Origin of the sequence: Allokutzneria sp. NRRL B-24872, from assembly GCF_002155965.1 — a bacterium.
In the GTDB taxonomy this organism is placed as follows: Bacteria; Actinomycetota; Actinomycetes; order Mycobacteriales; family Pseudonocardiaceae; genus Allokutzneria.
Genome location: NZ_MUMH01000007.1, coordinates 50,921 through 70,524 on the forward strand (window position 1 = coordinate 50,921; position 19,604 = coordinate 70,524).

Annotated in this window: 17 protein-coding genes and 1 pseudogene; 8 read left to right on the forward strand and 10 right to left on the reverse strand. The window is 67.9% G+C overall.

Features of this window, described 5'->3' with window-relative positions:
• Window position 1 precedes the first annotated feature (1 nt).
• Both CCN37_RS01600 and CCN37_RS01605 read right to left on the reverse strand, forming a co-directional pair.
• Window positions 2-2,314, reverse strand: a complete 2,313-nt coding sequence (locus CCN37_RS01600) for a nitrate- and nitrite sensing domain-containing protein (RefSeq protein ID WP_143261361.1) — start codon at window positions 2,312-2,314, stop codon at window positions 2-4.
• Between the two features lie 323 nt (window positions 2,315-2,637).
• Window positions 2,638-3,282: a peptidylprolyl isomerase gene (locus tag CCN37_RS01605; RefSeq protein ID WP_086818806.1), complete on the reverse strand. Its 645-nt coding sequence runs from the start codon at window positions 3,280-3,282 to the stop codon at window positions 2,638-2,640.
• Between the two features lie 273 nt (window positions 3,283-3,555).
• Here CCN37_RS01605 and CCN37_RS01610 point away from each other — a divergent pair, with 273 nt between their 5' ends.
• From CCN37_RS01610 to CCN37_RS01620, 3 genes are all read left to right on the forward strand, one after another.
• Window positions 3,556-4,188, forward strand: coding sequence for a DUF4360 domain-containing protein (locus tag CCN37_RS01610; protein ID WP_086818807.1), 633 nt, complete (start codon window positions 3,556-3,558; stop codon window positions 4,186-4,188).
• A gap of 236 nt (window positions 4,189-4,424) precedes the next feature.
• The gene (locus CCN37_RS01615; RefSeq protein ID WP_086818808.1) at window positions 4,425-5,567 is read left to right on the forward strand and encodes a class I SAM-dependent methyltransferase; all 1,143 of its coding nucleotides are present in this window, start codon (window positions 4,425-4,427) and stop codon (window positions 5,565-5,567) included.
• Window positions 5,568-5,570: 3 nt separating this feature from the next.
• The gene (locus CCN37_RS01620; protein ID WP_086818809.1) at window positions 5,571-6,758 is read left to right on the forward strand and encodes a glycosyltransferase 87 family protein; all 1,188 of its coding nucleotides are present in this window, start codon (window positions 5,571-5,573) and stop codon (window positions 6,756-6,758) included.
• Here the strand turns inward: CCN37_RS01620 and CCN37_RS01625 are convergent.
• A complete protein-coding gene (locus CCN37_RS01625) occupies window positions 6,718-7,239 on the reverse strand; it encodes a DinB family protein (RefSeq protein ID WP_210407823.1) in 522 nt (173 codons plus the stop codon). The genes CCN37_RS01620 and CCN37_RS01625 overlap by 41 nt on opposite strands.
• A gap of 68 nt (window positions 7,240-7,307) precedes the next feature.
• Window positions 7,308-8,159, reverse strand: a complete 852-nt coding sequence (locus CCN37_RS01630) for an alpha/beta fold hydrolase (RefSeq protein WP_086818825.1) — start codon at window positions 8,157-8,159, stop codon at window positions 7,308-7,310.
• Window positions 8,160-8,242: 83 nt separating this feature from the next.
• Between CCN37_RS01630 and CCN37_RS01635 the strand changes: the two genes are divergently transcribed.
• The gene (locus tag CCN37_RS01635) at window positions 8,243-9,091 is read left to right on the forward strand and encodes a class I SAM-dependent methyltransferase (protein ID WP_168200481.1); all 849 of its coding nucleotides are present in this window, start codon (window positions 8,243-8,245) and stop codon (window positions 9,089-9,091) included.
• Here the strand turns inward: CCN37_RS01635 and CCN37_RS41290 are convergent.
• The 5 genes from CCN37_RS41290 to CCN37_RS01660 form a co-directional block, all read right to left on the reverse strand.
• Complete coding sequence (locus tag CCN37_RS41290; protein ID WP_086818812.1) at window positions 9,061-10,878, reverse strand: class I SAM-dependent methyltransferase; 1,818 nt, start codon at window positions 10,876-10,878, stop codon at window positions 9,061-9,063. The genes CCN37_RS01635 and CCN37_RS41290 overlap by 31 nt on opposite strands.
• Window positions 10,875-12,053: a glycosyltransferase gene (locus CCN37_RS01645; protein WP_086818813.1), complete on the reverse strand. Its 1,179-nt coding sequence runs from the start codon at window positions 12,051-12,053 to the stop codon at window positions 10,875-10,877. Before CCN37_RS01645 ends, CCN37_RS41290 begins: the two co-directional genes overlap by 4 nt.
• Window positions 12,050-12,820: an alpha/beta fold hydrolase gene (locus CCN37_RS01650; RefSeq protein ID WP_168200482.1), complete on the reverse strand. Its 771-nt coding sequence runs from the start codon at window positions 12,818-12,820 to the stop codon at window positions 12,050-12,052. Before CCN37_RS01650 ends, CCN37_RS01645 begins: the two co-directional genes overlap by 4 nt.
• Window positions 12,813-13,133: an acyl carrier protein gene (locus tag CCN37_RS01655; RefSeq protein ID WP_086818815.1), complete on the reverse strand. Its 321-nt coding sequence runs from the start codon at window positions 13,131-13,133 to the stop codon at window positions 12,813-12,815. Before CCN37_RS01655 ends, CCN37_RS01650 begins: the two co-directional genes overlap by 8 nt.
• Before the next feature lie 225 nt (window positions 13,134-13,358).
• Entirely contained in the window at window positions 13,359-14,117 is a 759-nt protein-coding gene (locus tag CCN37_RS01660; protein ID WP_086818816.1) for an IclR family transcriptional regulator, read from the reverse strand.
• Between the two features lie 124 nt (window positions 14,118-14,241).
• Here CCN37_RS01660 and CCN37_RS01665 point away from each other — a divergent pair, with 124 nt between their 5' ends.
• The 4 genes from CCN37_RS01665 (at window position 14,242) to CCN37_RS01680 (ending at window position 19,179) form a co-directional block, all read left to right on the forward strand.
• On the forward strand, window positions 14,242-15,249 hold the full coding sequence (locus CCN37_RS01665; protein ID WP_086818817.1) for a dihydroxyacetone kinase subunit DhaK: 1,008 nt from the start codon (window positions 14,242-14,244) through the stop codon (window positions 15,247-15,249).
• 13 nt (window positions 15,250-15,262) lie between these two features.
• The gene (gene dhaL, locus CCN37_RS01670) at window positions 15,263-15,886 is read left to right on the forward strand and encodes a dihydroxyacetone kinase subunit DhaL (RefSeq protein ID WP_086818818.1); all 624 of its coding nucleotides are present in this window, start codon (window positions 15,263-15,265) and stop codon (window positions 15,884-15,886) included.
• A 58-nt stretch (window positions 15,887-15,944) separates the two neighbouring features.
• Window positions 15,945-17,969, forward strand: coding sequence for a S9 family peptidase (locus CCN37_RS01675; RefSeq protein ID WP_246842757.1), 2,025 nt, complete (start codon window positions 15,945-15,947; stop codon window positions 17,967-17,969).
• A 115-nt stretch (window positions 17,970-18,084) separates the two neighbouring features.
• Window positions 18,085-19,179 (forward strand): TetR/AcrR family transcriptional regulator, encoded by a 1,095-nt coding sequence (locus CCN37_RS01680; RefSeq protein ID WP_086818819.1) that lies wholly within the window; start codon window positions 18,085-18,087, stop codon window positions 19,177-19,179.
• On the opposite strand, the pseudogene CCN37_RS39580 reads toward CCN37_RS01680, so the two are convergent.
• Window positions 19,149-19,604 (reverse strand): annotated as a pseudogene (locus tag CCN37_RS39580) (hypothetical protein); the annotation flags it as partial. The gene CCN37_RS01680 and the pseudogene CCN37_RS39580 overlap by 31 nt on opposite strands.

Below are 19,604 nucleotides of genomic sequence, written 5' to 3' on the forward strand. Positions count from 1 at the left end.
GTCACCTGGGTTCCTCTGCATTCTGGTGTGACACGGGGAGCGGACCGGCCTGGTCCATCGGCGAGTCGCGGGACGCGCGCTCACCACGCTTGTGGCCGCCCCGGAAGTCCGAGAGCATGCTGCGCACCTGGGCGGGCGTGCGGTCGGTGACCGGGGGCTTGGGCACGGCGCGCACACCGCGGTTCTGGTTGCTCCCCTGGTTGCGGGGAACGCGTTTGAGCAACCCGTTGCGCGTGCGCTCCCCGCTCGGCCGCTGGTGCTGCGTCACGTTGTCCGGGACGGGTTCGGGTTCCAGCACGGCGACCGCCACCGGAGCGGGCACCGGCTCGGCGGACTCAGGAACGGCCTGTGGCGGGATGACGTGCGCCCGCCGGAGAAGTTCGGGCTCCTCCTCCGCGACGGGGCGCGTCGCGGGGCCGGTCACCAGCAGGGACGTCGGCAGCACGATCCGCGCGGTTACCCCGCTCGCCGGGGACTCGGCCAGGTTGACCTGGACACCGAGCCGCTTGGCGAGCTGGCCGACCACGTAGTGACCGAGGAAGCGGGTCGGAGCGACCAGGAAGTTCTCCTTGCCCCCGAGCCGGGTGTTGGCCTTGGCCATCGCGTCGGCGGACATGCCGATGCCGTGGTCGATCACGGCAAGCGTGTAGCCGTTCGGCACGCGGCGGCCGTAGATCTCGACCTCCACCTCCGGCGGGGAGAACGACAGCCCGTTCTCGATCAGCTCGGCCAGCATGTGCGCGATCTCCGCGGCCACCGCGCCCGCCACCAACTGGTCGTCGATCCGCCGGAACACCACCCGGTGGTAGTCCTCGACCTCGGCCAGCGCCGCGCGCACGACGTCGACCGCCGGGAGCGGTTCGGTCCACTGCCGAGGGCTTGTGGTGCCCGCGAGGACCAGCAGGCTCTCCGCGTTGCGCCGCATGCGGGTGGCGAGGTGGTCGAGCTGGAAGAGGTTGGCCAGCACGGCCGGGTCCAGCTCCTCCTGCTCCAGGTCGGTGATGAACGCCAGCTGGCGGCGCAGCAGGTTCTGGTTGCGGCGGCCCAGGTTCGCCATGGACTCGCTGGTGTTGCGGCGCAGCACGGTCTGCTCGTTGGCCAGCGCGAAGGCGGTCGACTGCACGCGGTCCAGCGCACGGGTCACCGAGTGGATCTCCGCTCCCGCCCCCGCTGGCGCCCGCATCGGCTCGGGCGGTGGTGGTCGTTCGTGCTCCTGAGCGGTCTGGAGCGCGGCGACGGCCTCCGGAAGGCGCCGGGTCGCGATGTCCTCGGCGTCCTCCGCGAGCACCGCCAGCGGGCCGATGATGGAGCGGTTGGTGTCGACGAACATCCACAGCAGCAGCGCGATCACCAGCAGCACCACGAGGATGACGACGACCAGCTCCGTCGTGGCCTCGTTCTGCAGCGTGTCGGCGCGTCCCTGGATGTCGTCGGCGACGCTCTGCAGCACGCCCTGGAGCTCGTCGATGTAGGCGGTCATCCAGTCGTGGTGCGCGCGGGAGTTGACCCGCTCGGGCAACGCGCCCCCGGAAGCCGCGACCGCGATCCGCTCCGCCTTGGCGATGTCCGCGGCGACCTGTGTGCTCTGCGCGCGGTCCAACCGCTGCCGCTGGGCCGGCGTGGCCTGGCGGGTGAACTCGGCGAGCGCGACCTGCTTGTTGGCGAGGATGTCGAGGAGCGTGACGTACTCGTCGTCCCTGAAGCGGTTGCCGGAGGAGTTGAAGATGCCGTTGAGGAACGACCGCTGCTGGCCGGTGCGCTCCTTGGCGTTGGCGAGGGAGCGCATGGCGAAGAGCCCGTGCTGCAGTTCCCTGTCGTTGATCAGGTTGAAGTCGAGGTAGCCCTGGTTGAGCGCCGCGATGCGCTCGGTGAAGTAGTCGTGGCTGGCGTTGAAGCCGATCGTCTTCGAGTCGATCTTGCTCCGCGTCGCGGAGAGGTCGCTGAGCCGGTCGAGCATCGGGCGCACCGCCGCGGCGGTGTCGGCGGGCACCTGGCCGAGGAGCTGGACGACCTCGCGCTGCGCGGCATCGGTGCGGGCCCGGTACTCCTGGAACAGCGGCCCGAACTCGTAGTGGCCGGAGAGGAACACGCTGCTGATGCCGCGCTCGCGCTGGACCTCGTGCACGAGCCGCTGCACGGTGATCTCGACGGTCACCGATTCGGAGGTGGCGCGGGCGGCTAAGTCGCGCCGGACGACGGAGGCGACCTCGATGCCCAGCAGGACGACCACGACGGTCAGGCAGAGCGCGAGGATGCGCAGCAGCTTGCCGCGGATGGTGCCGAAGGGACGGGTCTCGCTCGACGGCGCGGTCACCTGTCTGGGAACGTCGTCGGACCCGGACGACGACCGGTGACCTGCGCTCACAAGGACCTCCACCCAGCCCGGGGCTCCGCGGTCGACCCGCGACTCAAGCTGAACCGTGATACGGCACCGGCTGGCACCGCGCAATCCATCATGCGGCACCGCGAACCCGTCGAAGAACGCGTCAAACCCCTGTGCTAGAAGCGCGAAAATTCCTCAGTGGACACGCTGTGATCAGCAAGGACATTCCGGACATCACCTGGGCAGACCCGTTGGGACAGCCCGGAAAACCTCACCCGTTCGTGCGAGACGAGGGTGGTTGGGCGGATATCGTCTCACCGAATGCCGAGGATCTTCACCGGCTTCGCGGGCGCGCCGTCGAGCGGATCGGTGGGCCCGGGGATGATCCCGTTGGCCACGATGCGGTCCAGCACGCGCATGCCCTTGGTGACCCGGCCCAGCACGGTGTACGCGGGCTTGATGTTGGCGAAGCTGTGCACGACGAAGAACTGGGATCCGTTGGTGTCAGGCCCGAAGTTGCCCATCGCGACAGTTCCGCGCGGGTAGGTCTCCTTGCCGGTGACCTCGTCGTCGAACTTGTAGCCGGGACCGCCCTTCTCGGCCGCGTAGACGTCACCGCACTGCAGGACGCCCAACCGAGCGGAGTTCGTCAACCGCCAGCACCGCGTCTTGTCGTAGAAGCGCTGCCGCGCAAGAGAAAGCAGGTTGTGCACAGCGCACGGTGCGTTGGCGCGGTCGAGTTCGACATCGATCTCGCCGTAGTTGGTCCTGATGGTCACGTCGACGGTCCCGCGCGCCTTCGCACGCGAGCGTGGCGCGCGGACCGGCTTCGCGGCGGGGTCGTCCGGAGTCGGCGTGAACACGCACCGGGCGACCGACGCGCTCGCGTGCGCGGGAGCCGCGACCGTCAGCGAGGCGAGCAGGGCAGCAACCACAGCGACAGACCAGCGCTTCCTCATACGGGCCAACCTAACGAGCCCGCCCCCGAGGGGGAAGGCCACTGAACGGCGCAGCATTCTCCGCAATCGCGGAAATATTGATCGCGCAATCAGTTAAGGGATGGACGGAGCACTGTAACGACATCCATTTGGATGCATGCACACCCATCGGGATCCCCCTACAATCGTGGCGTTCTTCAGCCCTGCGCAGCGAGAAAGAACGCCTCAATCACCTGCTACCGCCATATAGGTGACACCCTTCCCCCATGCCCTAAATGCAGCGGAGGTATTTCCATGTTGAGAACCGCGACGGTCGCCGGTGTGCTGTTATCCCTGCTGGCGGTGCCCTCACCGGCACTGGCCGACGACGCGCCGCCTCCGCCCGGAAAGATCACTGTCGACGTGGTCAGCGTCAACGGCTCCGGCTGCCCCGCAGGCACCGCCGCGGTGGCGGTCAACCACGACAACACCGCGTTCACCGTGACCTACAGCCGCTACCTCGCCCAGGCGGGCGGGGACGCCGACCCGACCGAGATCAGGAAGAACTGCCAGCTCAACCTGAGGGTGAACGTGCCGCAGGGCTTCACCTACGCGGTCGCGCAGGCCGACTACCGCGGCTACGCCAACCTGGCGAGCGGCGCCAGCGGCATCGAGCAGGCGAACTACTACTTCACCGGCACCTCGCCGACCGCGCACATCAGGCACACCTTCCGCGGCCCGTTCAACGACAACTGGCAGGCGACCGACAGGACGGCCATCGCCGATCTGGTCTACGCCCCCTGCGGCGAACAGCGCAACCTGAACGTCAACAGCGAGCTGCGGGTGAGCAAGGGCAGCTCGACCGGGCACAGCTTCATGTCGATGGACTCCACCGACGGCAGTGTCAACACCATTTATCACTTCGCGTGGAAGAAGTGCGACCAGTAACCCCGCGAAACGCGCACGGGGCGCGGCACTTCCTTCGGGAGTGTCGCGCTCTCCTTTCTTCACCTCCAGCAAAGAAACAACGTTTGCATTCAGCTATTCTTGCCGGGTGACGAACCCCGCGCACGCTGCTGTCCTCTACTAGCTCCGGCGAGCCAGCCCTCCTCCGCGCCACCACGCCCACAGCGGCCGGTGGCGCGTTTTCAGGCATCGCCGAGCACAGCAGCGGAAACGGACTCGTGACAACTTCAGCACCTCAGCTCGTCTCGTGGACCGAGGCGGGCCAGCCCCGGACTGCCCTGTGGCGGTCCGCGAACGGCGCACCGCCGCCGACCTCCACCGTCGCGGTGGACGACAACCTCTCAGCCGACCACGCGTACCGCCTGGCCAAACGCGGAGTCGCCATGTTGTGGCGCGGCGACTTCCAGAACGCACGCCAGTTGCTACGCGCTCTCGACCGGCGCGTCCCCACAGCGCGTGCCCCGACGTTTCAAGCACACCGTCAAGATCAGGCGCGCCGCGCTCGCGTGCTCGCGATGGTGTTGGTGCTGCTGGACTCCGACTACGCGTTGGACCTGCGGCGTGCACCCGACGTCCGTCAGGCATGCAACGAGGTCTACGACGAAGCGACCGCTCCGTCCGCAATGCCCCTACGCGAGCTTCTTGGTGTCGTGGGCGCACACGAGTGGCGTAGGACTGGCGTGCGCATCCCAGCACTCGGTGCACGGATTCGGCCGCACTACGGCGTTTTCTCGCCTATAAGGGGCGAGTACGTGCAACTCGTCGCCGAAGCTCCTCTACCCGCGCGCACGATGGCCTTCGACATCGGAACCGGAACTGGCGTGCTGGCCGCAGTGCTAGCGCGTCGCGGAGTCGCACATGTCGTCGCCACCGATGTGGACAGACGGGCCGTGGCGTGCGCACGGGAGAACTTGGCAGCGCTCGGCTACGAGGGCCGCACAGAGGTGCAGCGCGTTGATCTCTTCCCTCGCGGCCGAGCGCCACTAGTGGTGTGCAACCCGCCGTGGCTTCCCGCGCGGCCAACTTCGCCGTTGGAGCGCGCGGTGTACGACCCGGGCAGCCGGATGCTCTACGGCTTCCTCGACCGTCTTGGTAAGCACCTCACGAAGGACGGCGAGGGCTGGCTGATTCTTTCGGACCTCGCCGAACGACTGAGGTTGCGCAGTCGTTCAGATCTGCTCGCCGCGTTCGACCGTGCGGGCTTGGAAGTCGTAGGGCGCTCAACGGCGACGCCGCAGCACGCCCGCGCTTTCGTCGCCGACGCGCCGCTGCACGCCGCACGGGCCGCCGAGGTAACTTCGCTCTGGCGTGTTCGCATGAGAACGGACACTCAACGTTTTACGGCATCTGGATGTCCTTAGAGTATGAGCAGATCCCCACTGGCCCGTTTGGACACCTGTTCCCGCAGGAGCTACTGCTGGTTCCTGTTAGGAGCAGGTGCGGCGCTGGTGGGCGTGTTGTGTTGGCGGCTCCTGGGAAGCCACAGGTTCTACATCGACCTGGAGGTCTACCGCTTCGGCGTGCAGACGCTGTGGGACGGCGGCGACCTGTACGGCCCGATGCCTCCGACGTCAGCGGGGATCGCGTTGCCGTTCATCTACCCGCCGTTCTCCACAGTGGTCTTCGCACCGTTCACCTTGGCACCTAAAGGAATCGCGGTCATCGCGTCGGTCGCCGCTTCTCTCGCGGCCGTCGCGGTGACCCTGTACCTGGTGTACGGCAGGGTGTTTCCGGAAGCCAGCGAGCGGCGGAGGACCACGCTCACAGCACTGGTGCTCCCGTTGACGATCGTGCTGGAGCCGGTGCGCGCGACGATCGAGTTCGGACAGGTCAACCTGTGGCTGATGGGCCTGGTTGCCGCCGACTGCCTGGCCCGCGAACCACGATGGCCGCGCGGGATGCTCATCGGCATCGCGGCGGCCATCAAGGTGACTCCTGGCGGCTTCATTCTGTTCTTCCTGCTGCGCAAGGACTTTCGCGCAGCAGCGACAACTGTGGTCACCGTCGTCGCCACCGTCGCGATCGGCTTCGTGGTGGCTCCATCGGCATCTGCCCGCTATTGGTCCGACACGTTCCTCGGCGCCTCCGGGCTGAGCGGCTCGGCTTTCGCCACCAATCAGACCGTCGCGGGTGAGCTGTCTCGGCTCGAAGCCGGACCGGTGCTCACGGCGCTCGCGTGGAGCGTGTTGTTGCCTGCGGTGCTCATCGCGATGGCCGTCATTGTCCGCCGCGTAGGGCCGGCACAGGCGATGGTGGCCAACGGTGCGGGTGTGCTCGTCCTGTCGCCGATTTCGTGGTCGCACCACTGGGTATGGATCGTGCCCGCGCTCGTGGTGCTCGTAGCGCGGGCACGACCTTGGCTAGCTCTGGTACCTGTTTTCGTGGTGGGGCCGCACTCTCTGCTCCCAGCGGGCGGGCACCGCGAAGCGACCTGGACCTGGTGGCAGCACCTGATCGGCAACGCCTACCTGCTGATCGCCTTGCTGGTCCTGTTCTGGACCGCTGTGCGGCTCAGCCCATGCTCTTCGCGCCGTCGATCGCCTCACGGATGATGTCCGCGTGCCCGGCATGCTGGGCGGTCTCGGCGATGATGTGCATGAGCACGCGCCGCGCGGTCCACTTCGCGCCGGGCTCGAACCACGGCGCCTGGGGCAGTTCGTGCGCGAGGTCCAGGTCGGCCAGCGACGCCACCAGCTCGTTGGTCTTGCGGGCGACGCTCTCGTAGCGGGCCAGCAGGTTCTCCAGGTTCTCGTCGCCGACCTTGCGGAAGCCGTCCGACCAGTCCTGCCCGGAGTCGTCGCCCGACATCATGTGCTCGGCGCCGCCCTGGATGAAGCGGACCCAGCCCCGCTCCACGTCGGTGACGTGCTTGATGAGCCCGCCGATGGTCAGCTCGCTGACGGTGCTGCGCTCCCACGCCTGCTCCTCGGTGAGGCCGCGAGCGGTGTTGCCCAGGAAGAACCGGTTCTTGTCCAACATCGCGACCAGGTCAGCGCGCTCGCCGGTCAGGGTGGTGGTCTCGGTGGTCGTCATGATGTCGTCCTCACTCGGTTCGTTGCTGGTGAGACCAAAGGTAGAACCCATAGCGGACAACTTCAGTCCTAAAGGCGAGAAACGTCCTCCACCAGTTTCAGCGCCTCGCTCACGATCAGTTCGGGCTGTTGCAACGGCACCAGGTGGTCCGCGCGGTCGGCCACGACGTGGCGCCCCCGGCGGAGCCGCTCCGCGAGCCGCCGATGCGCCGCTATGAGCACAGGTCGCGGCGGGCGCTCGGCCCTGCCGTGCCGCCCCGCGGAGATGACGGTGACCGGGACGTCGGGCATCACCGCCCTCTCCATCAGCTCGCGAAGGCCGGTCGCCATCGCGAGCACTTCCGCGGCGCCCGTCCGCAGCGCACTGAAGCTGACCTCCTCCGAGATCAGTTCCGCGGCCATGTCCGGCGGGAAGTTCTTGTGCAGCACCTTCATCAACAGCGGCCGCGAAGCGCCTGCGAGGCAGGCTCCGATCGTGTAGCCCGCGGCGACCGCACGCGCACGCGACCGGTCGTGGTAGGCCTCAATGCCCTCTTCCACCTGATCCACCAGCACGAGCCCCGCGACCATGGCCGGCTGGCGTTGGGCCACCCAGCGCGCGAGCACGCCGCCGAGGCTGTGCCCCACGAGCACGAAACGAGTGTCGTCATCGGCGAGCAGAACGTCTTCGAGGTCTGTGGCCATCCGGGTCAGCCCGGCGGGCGCCGGAGCGCTCCGCCCCAAACCCGCGCGGTCGTAGGCGAGAGTGCGAGTGCGCGCAGCGACCTCTCGTTGCACGAGCCCCCAGGTGCCGCGATTCGCACCCATGCCCGCTTCGAACACCACAGTCGGTGAGCCGGTGCCGAGCGTGACGTGGTGCAGCAGCCTGCCGTCCCTGGTTCGCGAGCGGCCGGGTTCCCCGAATGCGCTTCGCTGAAGCATGTTCCAAGTCCACCACGACACGGCCGAATGAACTCGCCGAACACGCCAGGTGGGTGCCAGGAAGCGCTGCTATCACTGGACGAATGGAGCGCATCTCGATCGAGCTCGGCAATGTCCAGGAGACGCTGCTCAGCACTCTCTACGCCCGCGCGCTGGAAAACCGGAAGAAGCACGGCATCCTCCGCGATCCCAAGGCCGATGAGATGGTGCGGCGGATCGACTACGACTTCACCAAGTTCGACGGCTCACCGACTCTCGTCCCCTCGGTGCTGCGAACGCTGATCCTCGACGAGTGGGTGCGCGGATTCCTTTCGGCGCACCCGTGTGGAACGGTCATCGAGATCGGCGCCGGACTGAACACCAGGTTCGAGCGAGTGGACAACGGGCGGACGCACTGGCTCGACCTGGACCTTCCGGACTCGATGGAGCTGCGCAAACGCTTCTTCACCGAATCGGATCGGCATCGCATGGTCGCCGCCTCCGTGCTCGACGACGCCTGGCACGGCCTCGTCCGCGAACTGCCGCCGCCGTACTTCTTCGTTTCCGAGGGCGTTCTGCTCTACCTCCGCGAGGAGGACGTCCAGCGCGCACTCGGCCAGCTCGCGCGGGGTTTTCCCGGCTCCCGGATCGCATTCGACACAGCGGGTCGCTGGATGGTCGAGCACCAGGGCGACGACATGTTCGCGAAGAAGATCAACGCCGAGTACTCGTGGCATTGTGACGACCCGGGAGTGGTGCAGCGCTGGGATATCGGCCTCCGTCTGGCGGAATCCCGAACGCTGCTCCAGCTCCCCCGGGGTCTTCGTTCCCGGATGCCCCTGATCCCGCGAATGGCCATCGCGGGGATCAGGGCCCTCTACGGGCGCAAGGCCCGCGTCTACCTGCTCAACCTGTTCGAGTCTCAGCCGTCCTTGCGGGCCAGCAACCGATAGGTGTTGCCGCCCTTGCCGCGACGCAGGAAGAGGTGGATCACCTTGTCCGCGGCGAAGGCCAGCGCGATGAACGGGACGCCCACCGTCAGGACCGCGACGTAGCGCGCGCGGCGGAGCAGGGTGGGCTCCCCCTCGCTCCACGGCGCCCTGGGGTCCTTGCCGAGGTGGTTGAAGGTGATCAGCGAGGAGAGCACGAGGTCGTTCGCCTGGTTGGCCTCGCCGAGGTGCACGTCCACAGTGGAGAAACCGCGGTCGGCGAGAGCTCGTTCCAGGTTGCGCCACGGGATCATGTGCTGGTGCTGCGGCTGGAACCACGGCATCCACGTCGCGCGCAGAATCCTGCCGTAGCGCGACTCGGGGTTCGGCAGCTCGATCAGCAGGAAACCGCCCGCGTCGAGCACCTTGGCCGCGGCGTCCAGTTCCTCGAACGGCTCTCTGGTGTGCTCCAGGTAGTGGTGCATGCTGATCACGTCGTACTTGCCCGCGAGGTCCTCGGTCAGGTCGGGGAACATGCCCCGGTACCCGTGCTCGACCCAGCCGCGCCGCACCGCTTCGTCGATGCCGTCGGTCATGTCCAAGCCGTGGAACTCGGTCTCCGGCCAGGCCTCCTTGGCCTGATTGCAGAAGTGACCGTGACCCGATCCGACGTCCAGCCAGGTTCGCGGCGTGGTGAACGGGCGCAGCATCTCCGCCCGCGCCTTGTACCCGGCGATGTTGGAGTCGAAGGCGGCTTCGCTGAGCCCGCTGCCGTAGCCGTCGTAGCAGTCGCGGTAGTAGAACTCCAGCCCTTCGAGTGACAGGCGAGGGTTCTGGAAAACGTGCCCGCAGCCGCCGCAGCGGTCGAGGACGAACTGTCCGGGCTTGTTCTGCATGACGTCGAAACCGCGCACGTGCTCTGTCAGCTCCTCAGCACCGCACCACGGGCACGTGTGCCTGCGCGGCTCGAAGAAGCGCCTGGTGCCGTCCGCGAGATCGCGCTCGTAGTGCTCGCGCGCCTCGGCGAACTTCGTGTCTACCGGTACCGGGTTGCGGGACAGAGCTGCAACCGTGCGGCCCCATCGAACCGGACCGAGCACCAAGCGCAGCAGAGCGTGCCGATGCAGGTCAGCCGGACGGATCGGGCTTCCCGCGAAGATCAGGTACGGCTGGAGGCTGAACGCGGCGAGCGCCCCAAGACCCCACCACGGCGAGGCGAACAGCCCGGCGATCAGCAGCGCATAACCGACCACCGGGCTGACGAGGTGCTTGCGCACGCCGTAGTACTTCGCGCGCAGCACGTGAACCCGCTGCTCAACGTCCTCGGGCAGCGCTTCGAGGTCTGGCGCAACCGCGTAGTCCGTGCTGGTGCACGCCAACCGCTTCAGCTGGACAGTCAGCTCCGTCAACTCCGAGCGGGCGAAGCCGTCCGAGCGTTCGAGTCCTTCCCGACGGGCGACGTCCTCGTCAATCAGGATCGCGTGCCCGGCTCCACGCGCATGCGCGAACCGGTCCGCGACGAACTCCTTGCCAACACCGCTGTGCGCCAGGTCGATCGCCTGGCCGACCGACAACTCGCGCGGCACCAACTCCAGCACCGTGAGCCCGTGCTCCCGTGCCCACGAACTCGCGCTGTCCTTCGTGGACTGGTCGAGCTGGACACCCTCAGCGGTGAGGAACCGGTGCCGCTCCGCGGCGGGTGCCCCTCGGTCATCCAGCAACGGCAGCCAGGAAACTCGGCCGCGCAGGCGGAAGCCGTTGAGCACCAATGCGACTGTCACGATCAGCGGAAGCACTTCGAACAGACTCACAGCAGTTTCTCCACGTGGTCGGCCGCCGTCACGGTTCCACCGGCGTCGGCGAAAGAGCTCTGGATCTGTTCGGCCGCAGCGCGGTATCCCGGCTGGTCGAGCACGGACAGGATGGCTTCGCGCAGCTCAGCCGGGCGGACCCGGCCGAAGTGCACCCGACGACCGACACCCGCCGCCACCACCTGTTCGGCGATGATCGGCTGGTCGTCCCTGATCGGTGCGACCACCAACGGCAACCCGTTGGCCAGCGACTCGCACACGGTGTTGTGGCCGCCGTGGCACACGACGGCGGAACTGTGCTTCAGCAGGTCGAGCTGCGGCACGAACTCGCGCACCCGCACGTGCTCCGGGCTGTGGTCGATGAGCCCGGGCGCCGCGGCGATGGTGACCTGGACACGATCGGCGAGCGGAGCGACCGCCTCGACGACGGTGTTGAGGAACCTCCCGTTGTTCTCCCGGTCGATCGTGCCCATCGAGACCAGGACGTGCTGCCGACGCGGGTCCAACCAACCCCAGTCGTAGTCCCCCACCTCGACTCGCTTGCCGAGCGACGGTCCGACAAAGACGCATTGGCCCGGCACGGTGGCGTCGACCCCGACAAAGCTCTCCGTCGTGTAAGCGAGCACCAGGTGCTCCGAGAACCGCAGATCACCGAGCGCGGCGTCGTCCGGCCGGATTCCCTGCGCCCGCTGGAGGTCGTCGAGCTGAGAACGCACCCATGCACCGAACTTCGGGACCATCGTGAACGGGTTGGTCAGCTCAGCCGACGTGGTCGCCGAGGTGATCCACGGCAGCCGGTGCCGCCGCGCGGAGAGCGCGCCCGCGAGCGCCTGCTGGTCGACCACGAGCAGATCGGCGCCGAATTCGCGGACGGCCGCCTCGACCCCGGCCATCATCCGACCGGCGAGCGGGACGAGGAAGTCCTTCCACAAGAACTGGAACGCCGCGGGACCGCGCAGCCCTCGTGAGCGCTCGTAGGTCTCCGCCAGCCAGGACTCCGCGTCGGGCCGCTCCGCGGGGAAGAGGGTCAGTTCGGGCGGCAACAGCCGGCTGGCGACCTCCGGGTGGCCGACCCACGCGACCTCGTGCCCGCGCTCGACCAGTTCCTGTCCCAGCGCCACCGTTGGCAGGACGTGTCCGGCGAGCGGCGGCACCACGAACAGGATCCGGCTCATGACAACCACGTCCTCAACTGCTCCCGAACCTGGCCGGACGCCTGGGTGAGCATCATGTGCGACTGTCCTTCGAGGACGGTCAGTTCGAAGTGGGAAAGGTGTTTCTGGAGCAGGCTCGCGTCGGGAAGCAGGTCCGACTCGCTGCCGAAGAGCGCGTGCACCGGCGCTTCCACCGCGGCGAAGCGCTCTGGGGTGAACGGCTGCTCGGCCGCCATGTCGGCGAGCAGGCTCGTCTCGTGGAAGAGGCCGAGGAACTGCTTCGTGAGGTTGTCCCACTTGCGGCCCTTGAGGTGGCGGAGCCGGTCGTCGTAGGCGCCGGTCCGCGCGATCGACAGGGTTTCGACGATGCGGTCGCCCCAGCCCTCGCTCGGCACGACCGACTCGATCAGCAGCAGACCCGCTGTCCGGTCGGGGTGCTCGGCCGCGTAGGCCAGTGCCAGTAACCCGCCATAGCTGTTGCCGACGAGGTGCACGGGACCGCGCACGTCCAGCGCGGCGATCAGCGCATCCAGGTCGGTGACCGAGTCGTCGAGCGTGTACCCGGTCGCGGGACGCTCGGAGCGGCCGTGACCGCGCTGGTCGTAGCAGATGGTGTGCGCGCCGAGGTCCGCTGTCGTCGTGGCCAGGGTCAGGTAGAGGCTGGAGAGGTTGTCCACGACGAGGCCGTGCAGGAACAGCACCGTCGGCCCGTCGCTGACCGAACCCGGTTCGGAGTTCGACAGCCGCTGTACGTGGAACCGCAGGTTGTTGGCGAGGACCTCAGTCACGGGACACGCAGCCAGCGATGTAGGTGACCAGCTCGCCCACGGTGAGCTCGGCGACCTCGGCTACCTCCTTGTCGCCGAGGAAGGCCGCGAAGTTCACCGAGTTCCCGTAGTGCTCCCGGAGTTTCGCCGAGAGCGTCACGAACTCGATGCTTTCCAGTTCGAGATCGCGGTTGAACGAGGTGTCCATGTCGATGTCGACACCGAGTGCGTAATCCTCACCGATGACCTCGACCAGCATGTGCCGCACCGTGGCGAGCACGGCGGATTCCGCCGCGTAATCGCCGACAACGTCCGTCAGTTCCGTGGAGCTCATTCATCCTCCTTGACGTCCAGCGCACGAGAAGGACTCCCCGCCGCGCGCAGGGAGAGAGCAGGCGGTAACCAGGTTTGCCTTTGCCCCGGCAAACCGACCGGAATGGGGCTCTGGGGGCCCGCTCCTCGATCACTACCGTGCGGGAGGACGATTGATCTCGCCCGGCGGCGCTCCGGCTTTCGCGCCAAATCAACCCGTTTGAATGACGTAGCAAACAGAGGGTTTTCAGGCGAAGGTGCCCGGCCACCCGTCCGCGCCGAGTTCCCGGGAGATGGCCCGCGCCGTGTCGCGAACCGCGGTCCGCACCAGGTCGGAGGCGGGCCATTCGGACATCGGCACGACCACGCCGACCGCTCCCGCCAGTGCCCCGGAGGCGTCGAAGACCGGCGCGGCGGCACCGCACTCGCCGAGCACCGCTTCTTCCTGCTCGACGGCGTAGGCGTCCGCGCGCACCCGGTTCAGGTGGTCGGAGAAGCCAGCGGGCTCGGTGATCGTCTCGGCTGTCATGCTGCGCAGCGGGCCGTCGCCGAGCAGCGCGCGGGCGCGGCTCGGCAGGTAGGCGAGCGCCGCCTTGCCGAGTGCGCAGGCGTGCGCGGGGATGACGATGCCGACCTCAGGCATCTGGCGCGAGCCGTCCGGCCGGGGCGAGTGGTGCACGACCAGGACCTCGTCCAGCATCAGCACGCCGGTCCGGACCGCGAGACCGGTCCTGGCGGCGAGCTCGTCCGCCCACGCTGCCGCGTGCGCGCGCAGCTCCAGGGTGTGCAGGTAAACGGTGCCGAGCTTCAGGACAGCGGGTCCGAGGCGGTACTGCGCGGAAGCCCGGTCCTGCACCACCATGCCGTGCGCGACGAGTGTCTTCACGATGCCGTGAACCGTCGACGGTGGTAGTTCGAGCCTGGCCGAAAGCTCCGAGAGGCTGATCCTGCGGGCGCCGTGCAGAACACCGAGAACTCGGACGGCGCGGTCGACGGACTGGATCACCGCGTCCTCCCTGGCATGAGGGCAAGGACTTTACAACACCGTCCACCGGAGCTACGGTCCGTGCACCATTTCGGCATCGTCGAAATGATTTCTGACTCGCGAATACCCCAACGACGGGAGAGCGATGAGCGCGCGGCAGTTCGTCAACGATCCGGACGAGTTCGTCTCCCAGGCGCTGGAAGGCCTTCAGCTCGCGCACCCGCACCTGGTCCAAGTCAGCACGGACCCGGCTCTGGTGCTGCGCACGCCCAAGGACGGCGACCCGCCGAAGGTGGCCTTGGTCTCCGGTGGCGGTTCCGGTCACGAGCCGCTCCACACCGGCTTCGTCGGCCTGGGAATGCTCGACGTCGCGGTCCCCGGCGCGGTGTTCGCGAGTCCGACCGCCTACCAGGTCCGCGCGGGCATCAAGGCCGCCGATCGCGGTCGAGGGGTCCTGCTGATCGTGAAGAACTACACCGGCGACGTGCTCAACTTCTCGATCGCGGCGGAACTCGCCCGTGAGGAGAACATCGAGGTCGAGATCGTCCTGGTCGACGACGACCTCGCCACTGACGGCGGCGATGACGGCGGCCCCGGCCGCAGGGGAACGGCCGCCGTGGTCGCGGTCGAGAAGATCTGCGGCGCGGCGGCCGAGCGTGGCGCTTCCCTGACTGAGCTCGCCGATCTGGGGCGCCGTGTGGTCGCGAACTCGCGCACGATGGCTCTCGCCCTGCAGGCGTGCACCCATCCCGGCCAGCAGCGCCCGTCCTTCGACCTCAGCGACGACGAGGTCGAGTTCGGCGTCGGTATCCACGGCGAACGCGGCGTCGGTCAGCGCTCGTTCGGTCCCGCGAGCGAACTCGTTCCAGCGCTTGCCCAACCCGTTGTCGACGCACTCCGCCTCCGGCGGGACGAATCGGTGATCGCGATCGTGAACGGTCTCGGATCGACTCACGCCCTTGAGCTCTCCGTCGTGCACCGCGAGCTCGCCGCGTTCCTGGAGGGCATTGGCATCCGCATCGAGCGCGCGCTGGTCGGCTCGTACGTGACAGCCCTGGACATGCGGGGCTGCTCCATCACGTTGCTGCGCTGCGACTCCACGCTGCTCGAACTGTGGAACGCCCCCGTCCGCACGCCCGCGCTCGCCTGGTGACAAGGAGTTCGAGATGACCGCTCTCACGACCGAACACGCTCGCGCGTGGGCCGATCGCTTCGTCTCCGTCGGCGCCGAGCGCAATGACGAACTGACGGAACTGGACCGCCAAGCGGGCGACGGCGACTACGGCACGAACCTCCGCTCAGCCCTGCGCAGGGCCGCGGTCAACCTCGCCGACGAACCGACTTCGCCGCACGAGGTGTTCCTCGCGGTGTCCGAGGCGTTCCTGAACACGGGTGGCACAAGCGGCCCGCTCTTTGGCATGTGGTTCCGCGAGTTCGCCAAGGCGACCAAGGGCCGAGAGGTCACGGCCGTGGTGCTCGGCGAGGCCGCGACGAACGCCGTGGCAGTCGTGCAGCGCCTGGGCAAGGCGGAGGTCGGCCACAAGACGATGGTGGACGCGATGGTCCCTGCCGCCGAGGCCCTGAGCGCGGCGGCCGCACGTGGATCGACCGTTCCCGACGCCTTGGCCGAAGCCGCTTCCGCCGCTCACGTGGGCGCGGCCTCGACCGAGAGGCTGCTCGCGAAACGCGGCCGCGCGAGCTACGTCGGCGAACACGCTCGCGGGGTCGTCGACCCGGGCGCACTCACGGTCGCCTACTTCTTCGACGCCGCCGCGACGCCGCAGAGTTGATCTTCCACTTCTGATCGATCCAGCCCGGACCGACCGCTCCCGGTGATAGGAAAGCCGGGTGATCTCCGACGCCAGCAGCGGTTCCCGCACCTCGTTCGACGACCTCGACGCCTACATCGCCCTGCCACGGATCGAAGGTCTGCGGCTCGCACCGGACGGCAGCAGGATCGTCGTGGGGGTCGCCCTCCCGAACGCCGAGAACGCCCGCTACACCAAGGCGTTGTGGGAGGTCGACCCCGCGGGCAGGCGTCCTGCGCGGCGGTTGACCCGCAGCGCTGAAGGTGAGTCAGCGGTCGCGTTCGGCCCGGCCGGGGACCTCCTCTTCATGTCGGCACGGCCGCGGCCGGATAGCGACGAGGACTCGGCCGCGTCGGCGTTGTGGTCGCTGCCCGTGAACGGCGGCGAGGCACGAGTGATCGCGAGCCCGGCCGGGGGTGTGCGTGAAGTCGTTGTCAGCGAGAGCGGGACGGTCGTGTTCGGCTCGGGCATGATGCCCTCCGCCACCGACTTCGCTTCCGACAAGGACCTCCGGTCAGCTCGCCGCAGAGCTGGCGTTTCGGCTCTCCTGCACGAGGAGAACCCGATCCGGTACTGGGACCACGATCTGGGCCCCGACCGCACCCGACTCCTCAAGACGTCGCTGACCGACGAGAGCGTCGATCTCACCGACTTCACCGGTCACGTCGGCCGGGCGCTGTGGGAAAGCAGCTCCTGGGACATCACGCCGGACGGCAGCACCGTGATCGCCACGTGGGCGGTCGCCGAATCTGGCGGAGCACAGCGGCAAACACTCGTCGCGATCGACGTGGCCACAGGGGTTCGGCGCACGCTCGCCGACAATGTCGCGCACCACTACCGCACGCCCAAGGTGTCCCCCGACGGGCGATACGTTGCTTTCGAGATCGACGAACGGTGCTCTCCGGCTGACCCGGGCGACCAGTGGTTGGCGGTGATTCCGGTCGCGGGTGGCGAGCTGCGACACGTCGCACGGAGCTGGGATCGTTGGCCGCACATCGCTTGTTGGACGCCGGATGGCGCGGCGCTGGTGGTCGTCGCGGCCGACCACGGCCGTGCACCGGTCTGGCGGGTGGACGTCACGAGCGGGGAGGCGACCCGACTCACCTCGGACGACGCCGCGTACTCCGATGTCCAGATCTCGCCGAACGGCCAGATCTACGCTCTCCGCTCAGCCGTCGACAGCCCGCCCGCGCCCGTGCGGATCAGCGTTTCCGGTGTCGAGCCGCTGCGCGGTCCCGCAGAGGTCCTCAACGCTCAGTACGAGCTTCCTGGGCATCTCGACGAAATCTCGGTGACTGCCGAGGACGGCACGCTGGTGCGCGCGTGGCTCGCGCTTCCGCACGGCGCGAGCGCGGACACACCCGCGCCGCTGGTGTTGATGGTCCACGGCGGGCCGGTCATGTCGGTCAACGCCTGGTCCTGGCGAGCCAACCCGTGGGTCTACGTCGCCAAGGGATACGCCGTCCTGATGCCCGATTTCGCGCTGTCCATCGGCTACGGCCTGGATTTCGTGCGCCGTGGCTGGGGGCAGTGGGGTGGCAAGCCCTACACGGACCTGATGGAGATGACCTCGGCTGCTCAGCAGCGCCCCGACATCGACTCCTCGCGCGCAGCGGCGATCGGAGGCTCTTTCGGGGGATACATGGCGAACTGGATCGCCGGGCACACGGACAGGTTCTCCGCGATCGCCAGTCACGCGTCCGTGTGGCACTTGGACACCGCGGCAGACATGGAATACGAGTTCCGCAGGGAAGCAACTCCGGAAGCGCTGGACGCCAATTCCCCGCACAACTTCGTCGACGCGATCACCACGCCGATGCTGCTGTTGCACGGTGACCGGGACTACCGCGTGCCGATCGGTGAAGCGATGCGGTTGTGGTGGGACCTCATGGCGAGGCTGCGGGCGGAGGACGGTTCCGGGCCGCACAAGTTCCTGTACTTCCCGGACGAGAACCACTGGATTCTTGCGCCGACCAACTCGAAGATCTGGTACTCGACAGTTCTCGCGTTCTTCGACCACCACGTGCTCGGCGAGGACTGGCGGCGCCCGGAACTGCTGGGCTGATCTCGGAGCCGCGGTGCGCCCTGAGCGGCGCGCCGTGGCTCTCCGTCGCATCCAGCCAGCCGCGTGGGCCAGCGATATCTTGGTCCGCACATCGGGGGCGACGTCGAGGAGTGCGATGGCTCGGCTCAGCAGGGCACAGACACAGGAGCACAACCGCGCCAAGGTCTTGGCCGCGGCGCAGGACGAGTTCGCCGAGCGCGGATTCCGTGACGCGAAGATCGACACCATCGCCGAGCGTGCCGGCTTCACCAGAGGCGCGGTCTACTCGAACTTCCCGAGCAAGCGGGCGCTCTACTTCGCTGTCCTCGCCGGCCTCTCCGAAAGTGCGCCCATCCCGCACCACGCGGAGCCTGGACTGACCGTCCAAGAAGCTTTGGGGACGCTCGCACGCACCTGGGTGGCGCGACTGCCGCTGGCTGATATCGGCGAACGCGACGGCTCAGCACGGTTGGGCATGGATCTGATGTCTGAGGTCGCGGCCGACACGCGCACGCGCCTGCCTCACGCGCAGCTGATGCGGCTGAACGCGATCCTGCTCGGACTGGCCTTGGAACGTCTGGAACCGCGCCGTGGTCGCATGGTCCGCATCGCCGAGACCGTTCTGACCACGCTTCATGGCGCGACTCAGATGGCCGCAGCCGCACCGGGATTCGTGGAGCCCTTCAACGTGGTGAAGGCGTGCGAGCAACTGTCCGGGCTCGACCTCAGTGACTCATGGCCCACACCGCCGATCATCGCGCCGGTCAAGCTCGTTGACGAAGCGTGGTCACCACCACCTGCACTCGACGCGCTGAAGCTGGCTCCGGCTTCCGTGACCGACGACGGAATCGTTGCTGTGCTTGGCTTGCACAGGCTCTCCGCGGCAGAGGAAGCCGTGCGAGCGGCGCGCGTCAACGACAAGATCACCATCGTGGTGGTGACGAACGACCCCGCCGAACTCGCCCCGCTGTCCAGGCTCGCGATCGCTGACCTGTGGCACTGCCTTCGGCAAGCGTTCCCCGAACCTGCTTGGCCACGGCTTCACCTGGTCATCGAAGCAGTCGCCGAACTCGTCGACGCGGCAGGCGTACCCGCTGTCAGCGACGCGACCGAGGTGGCGGTTCGGATATCCCAGGGTCGGATTGTCGCCCGGGCGGAGGGCTACGGCGCCTGCCACGCGGTCACCTCGGTCGTAGTCGATCAATCCACGAGGAACACTGGCCGCACCTGATGTACGTACTCGGGATCGGCGACGACCTCGATGCCAACGATCCGGGCTCCCACCACTATGAAGTCCAAGACCCCACGAGGCTTCCCGTCGGGTGCCCATGCGGCACCAACAACGCCGTCAACCAGCACTGTCCTCGCCCCTCGCGCACGTCCGACGAACGCCTGCGCGATCGCAGATGCACCGCGCATCTCCCTGGCAAGAGCGGGCGCGCCGCTGCTCTGTGCCGCAGTGGCGAGAGCAACCGCGACCTCGTCCGCTCGAAGCACGACGTCGGGATCCAACACAGCGAGCAGCGCTTCGAAGTCGCCATCGCGCGAAGCCGCGAGGAACGCCTCGACGACTTCCCGCTGCCTAAGGGATGTCTCGTAAAAGGGTGTTGTGGTTGCCGCTGCTCGGTGTCTGGTGTCAGCCGGTGAGTGCGAGGT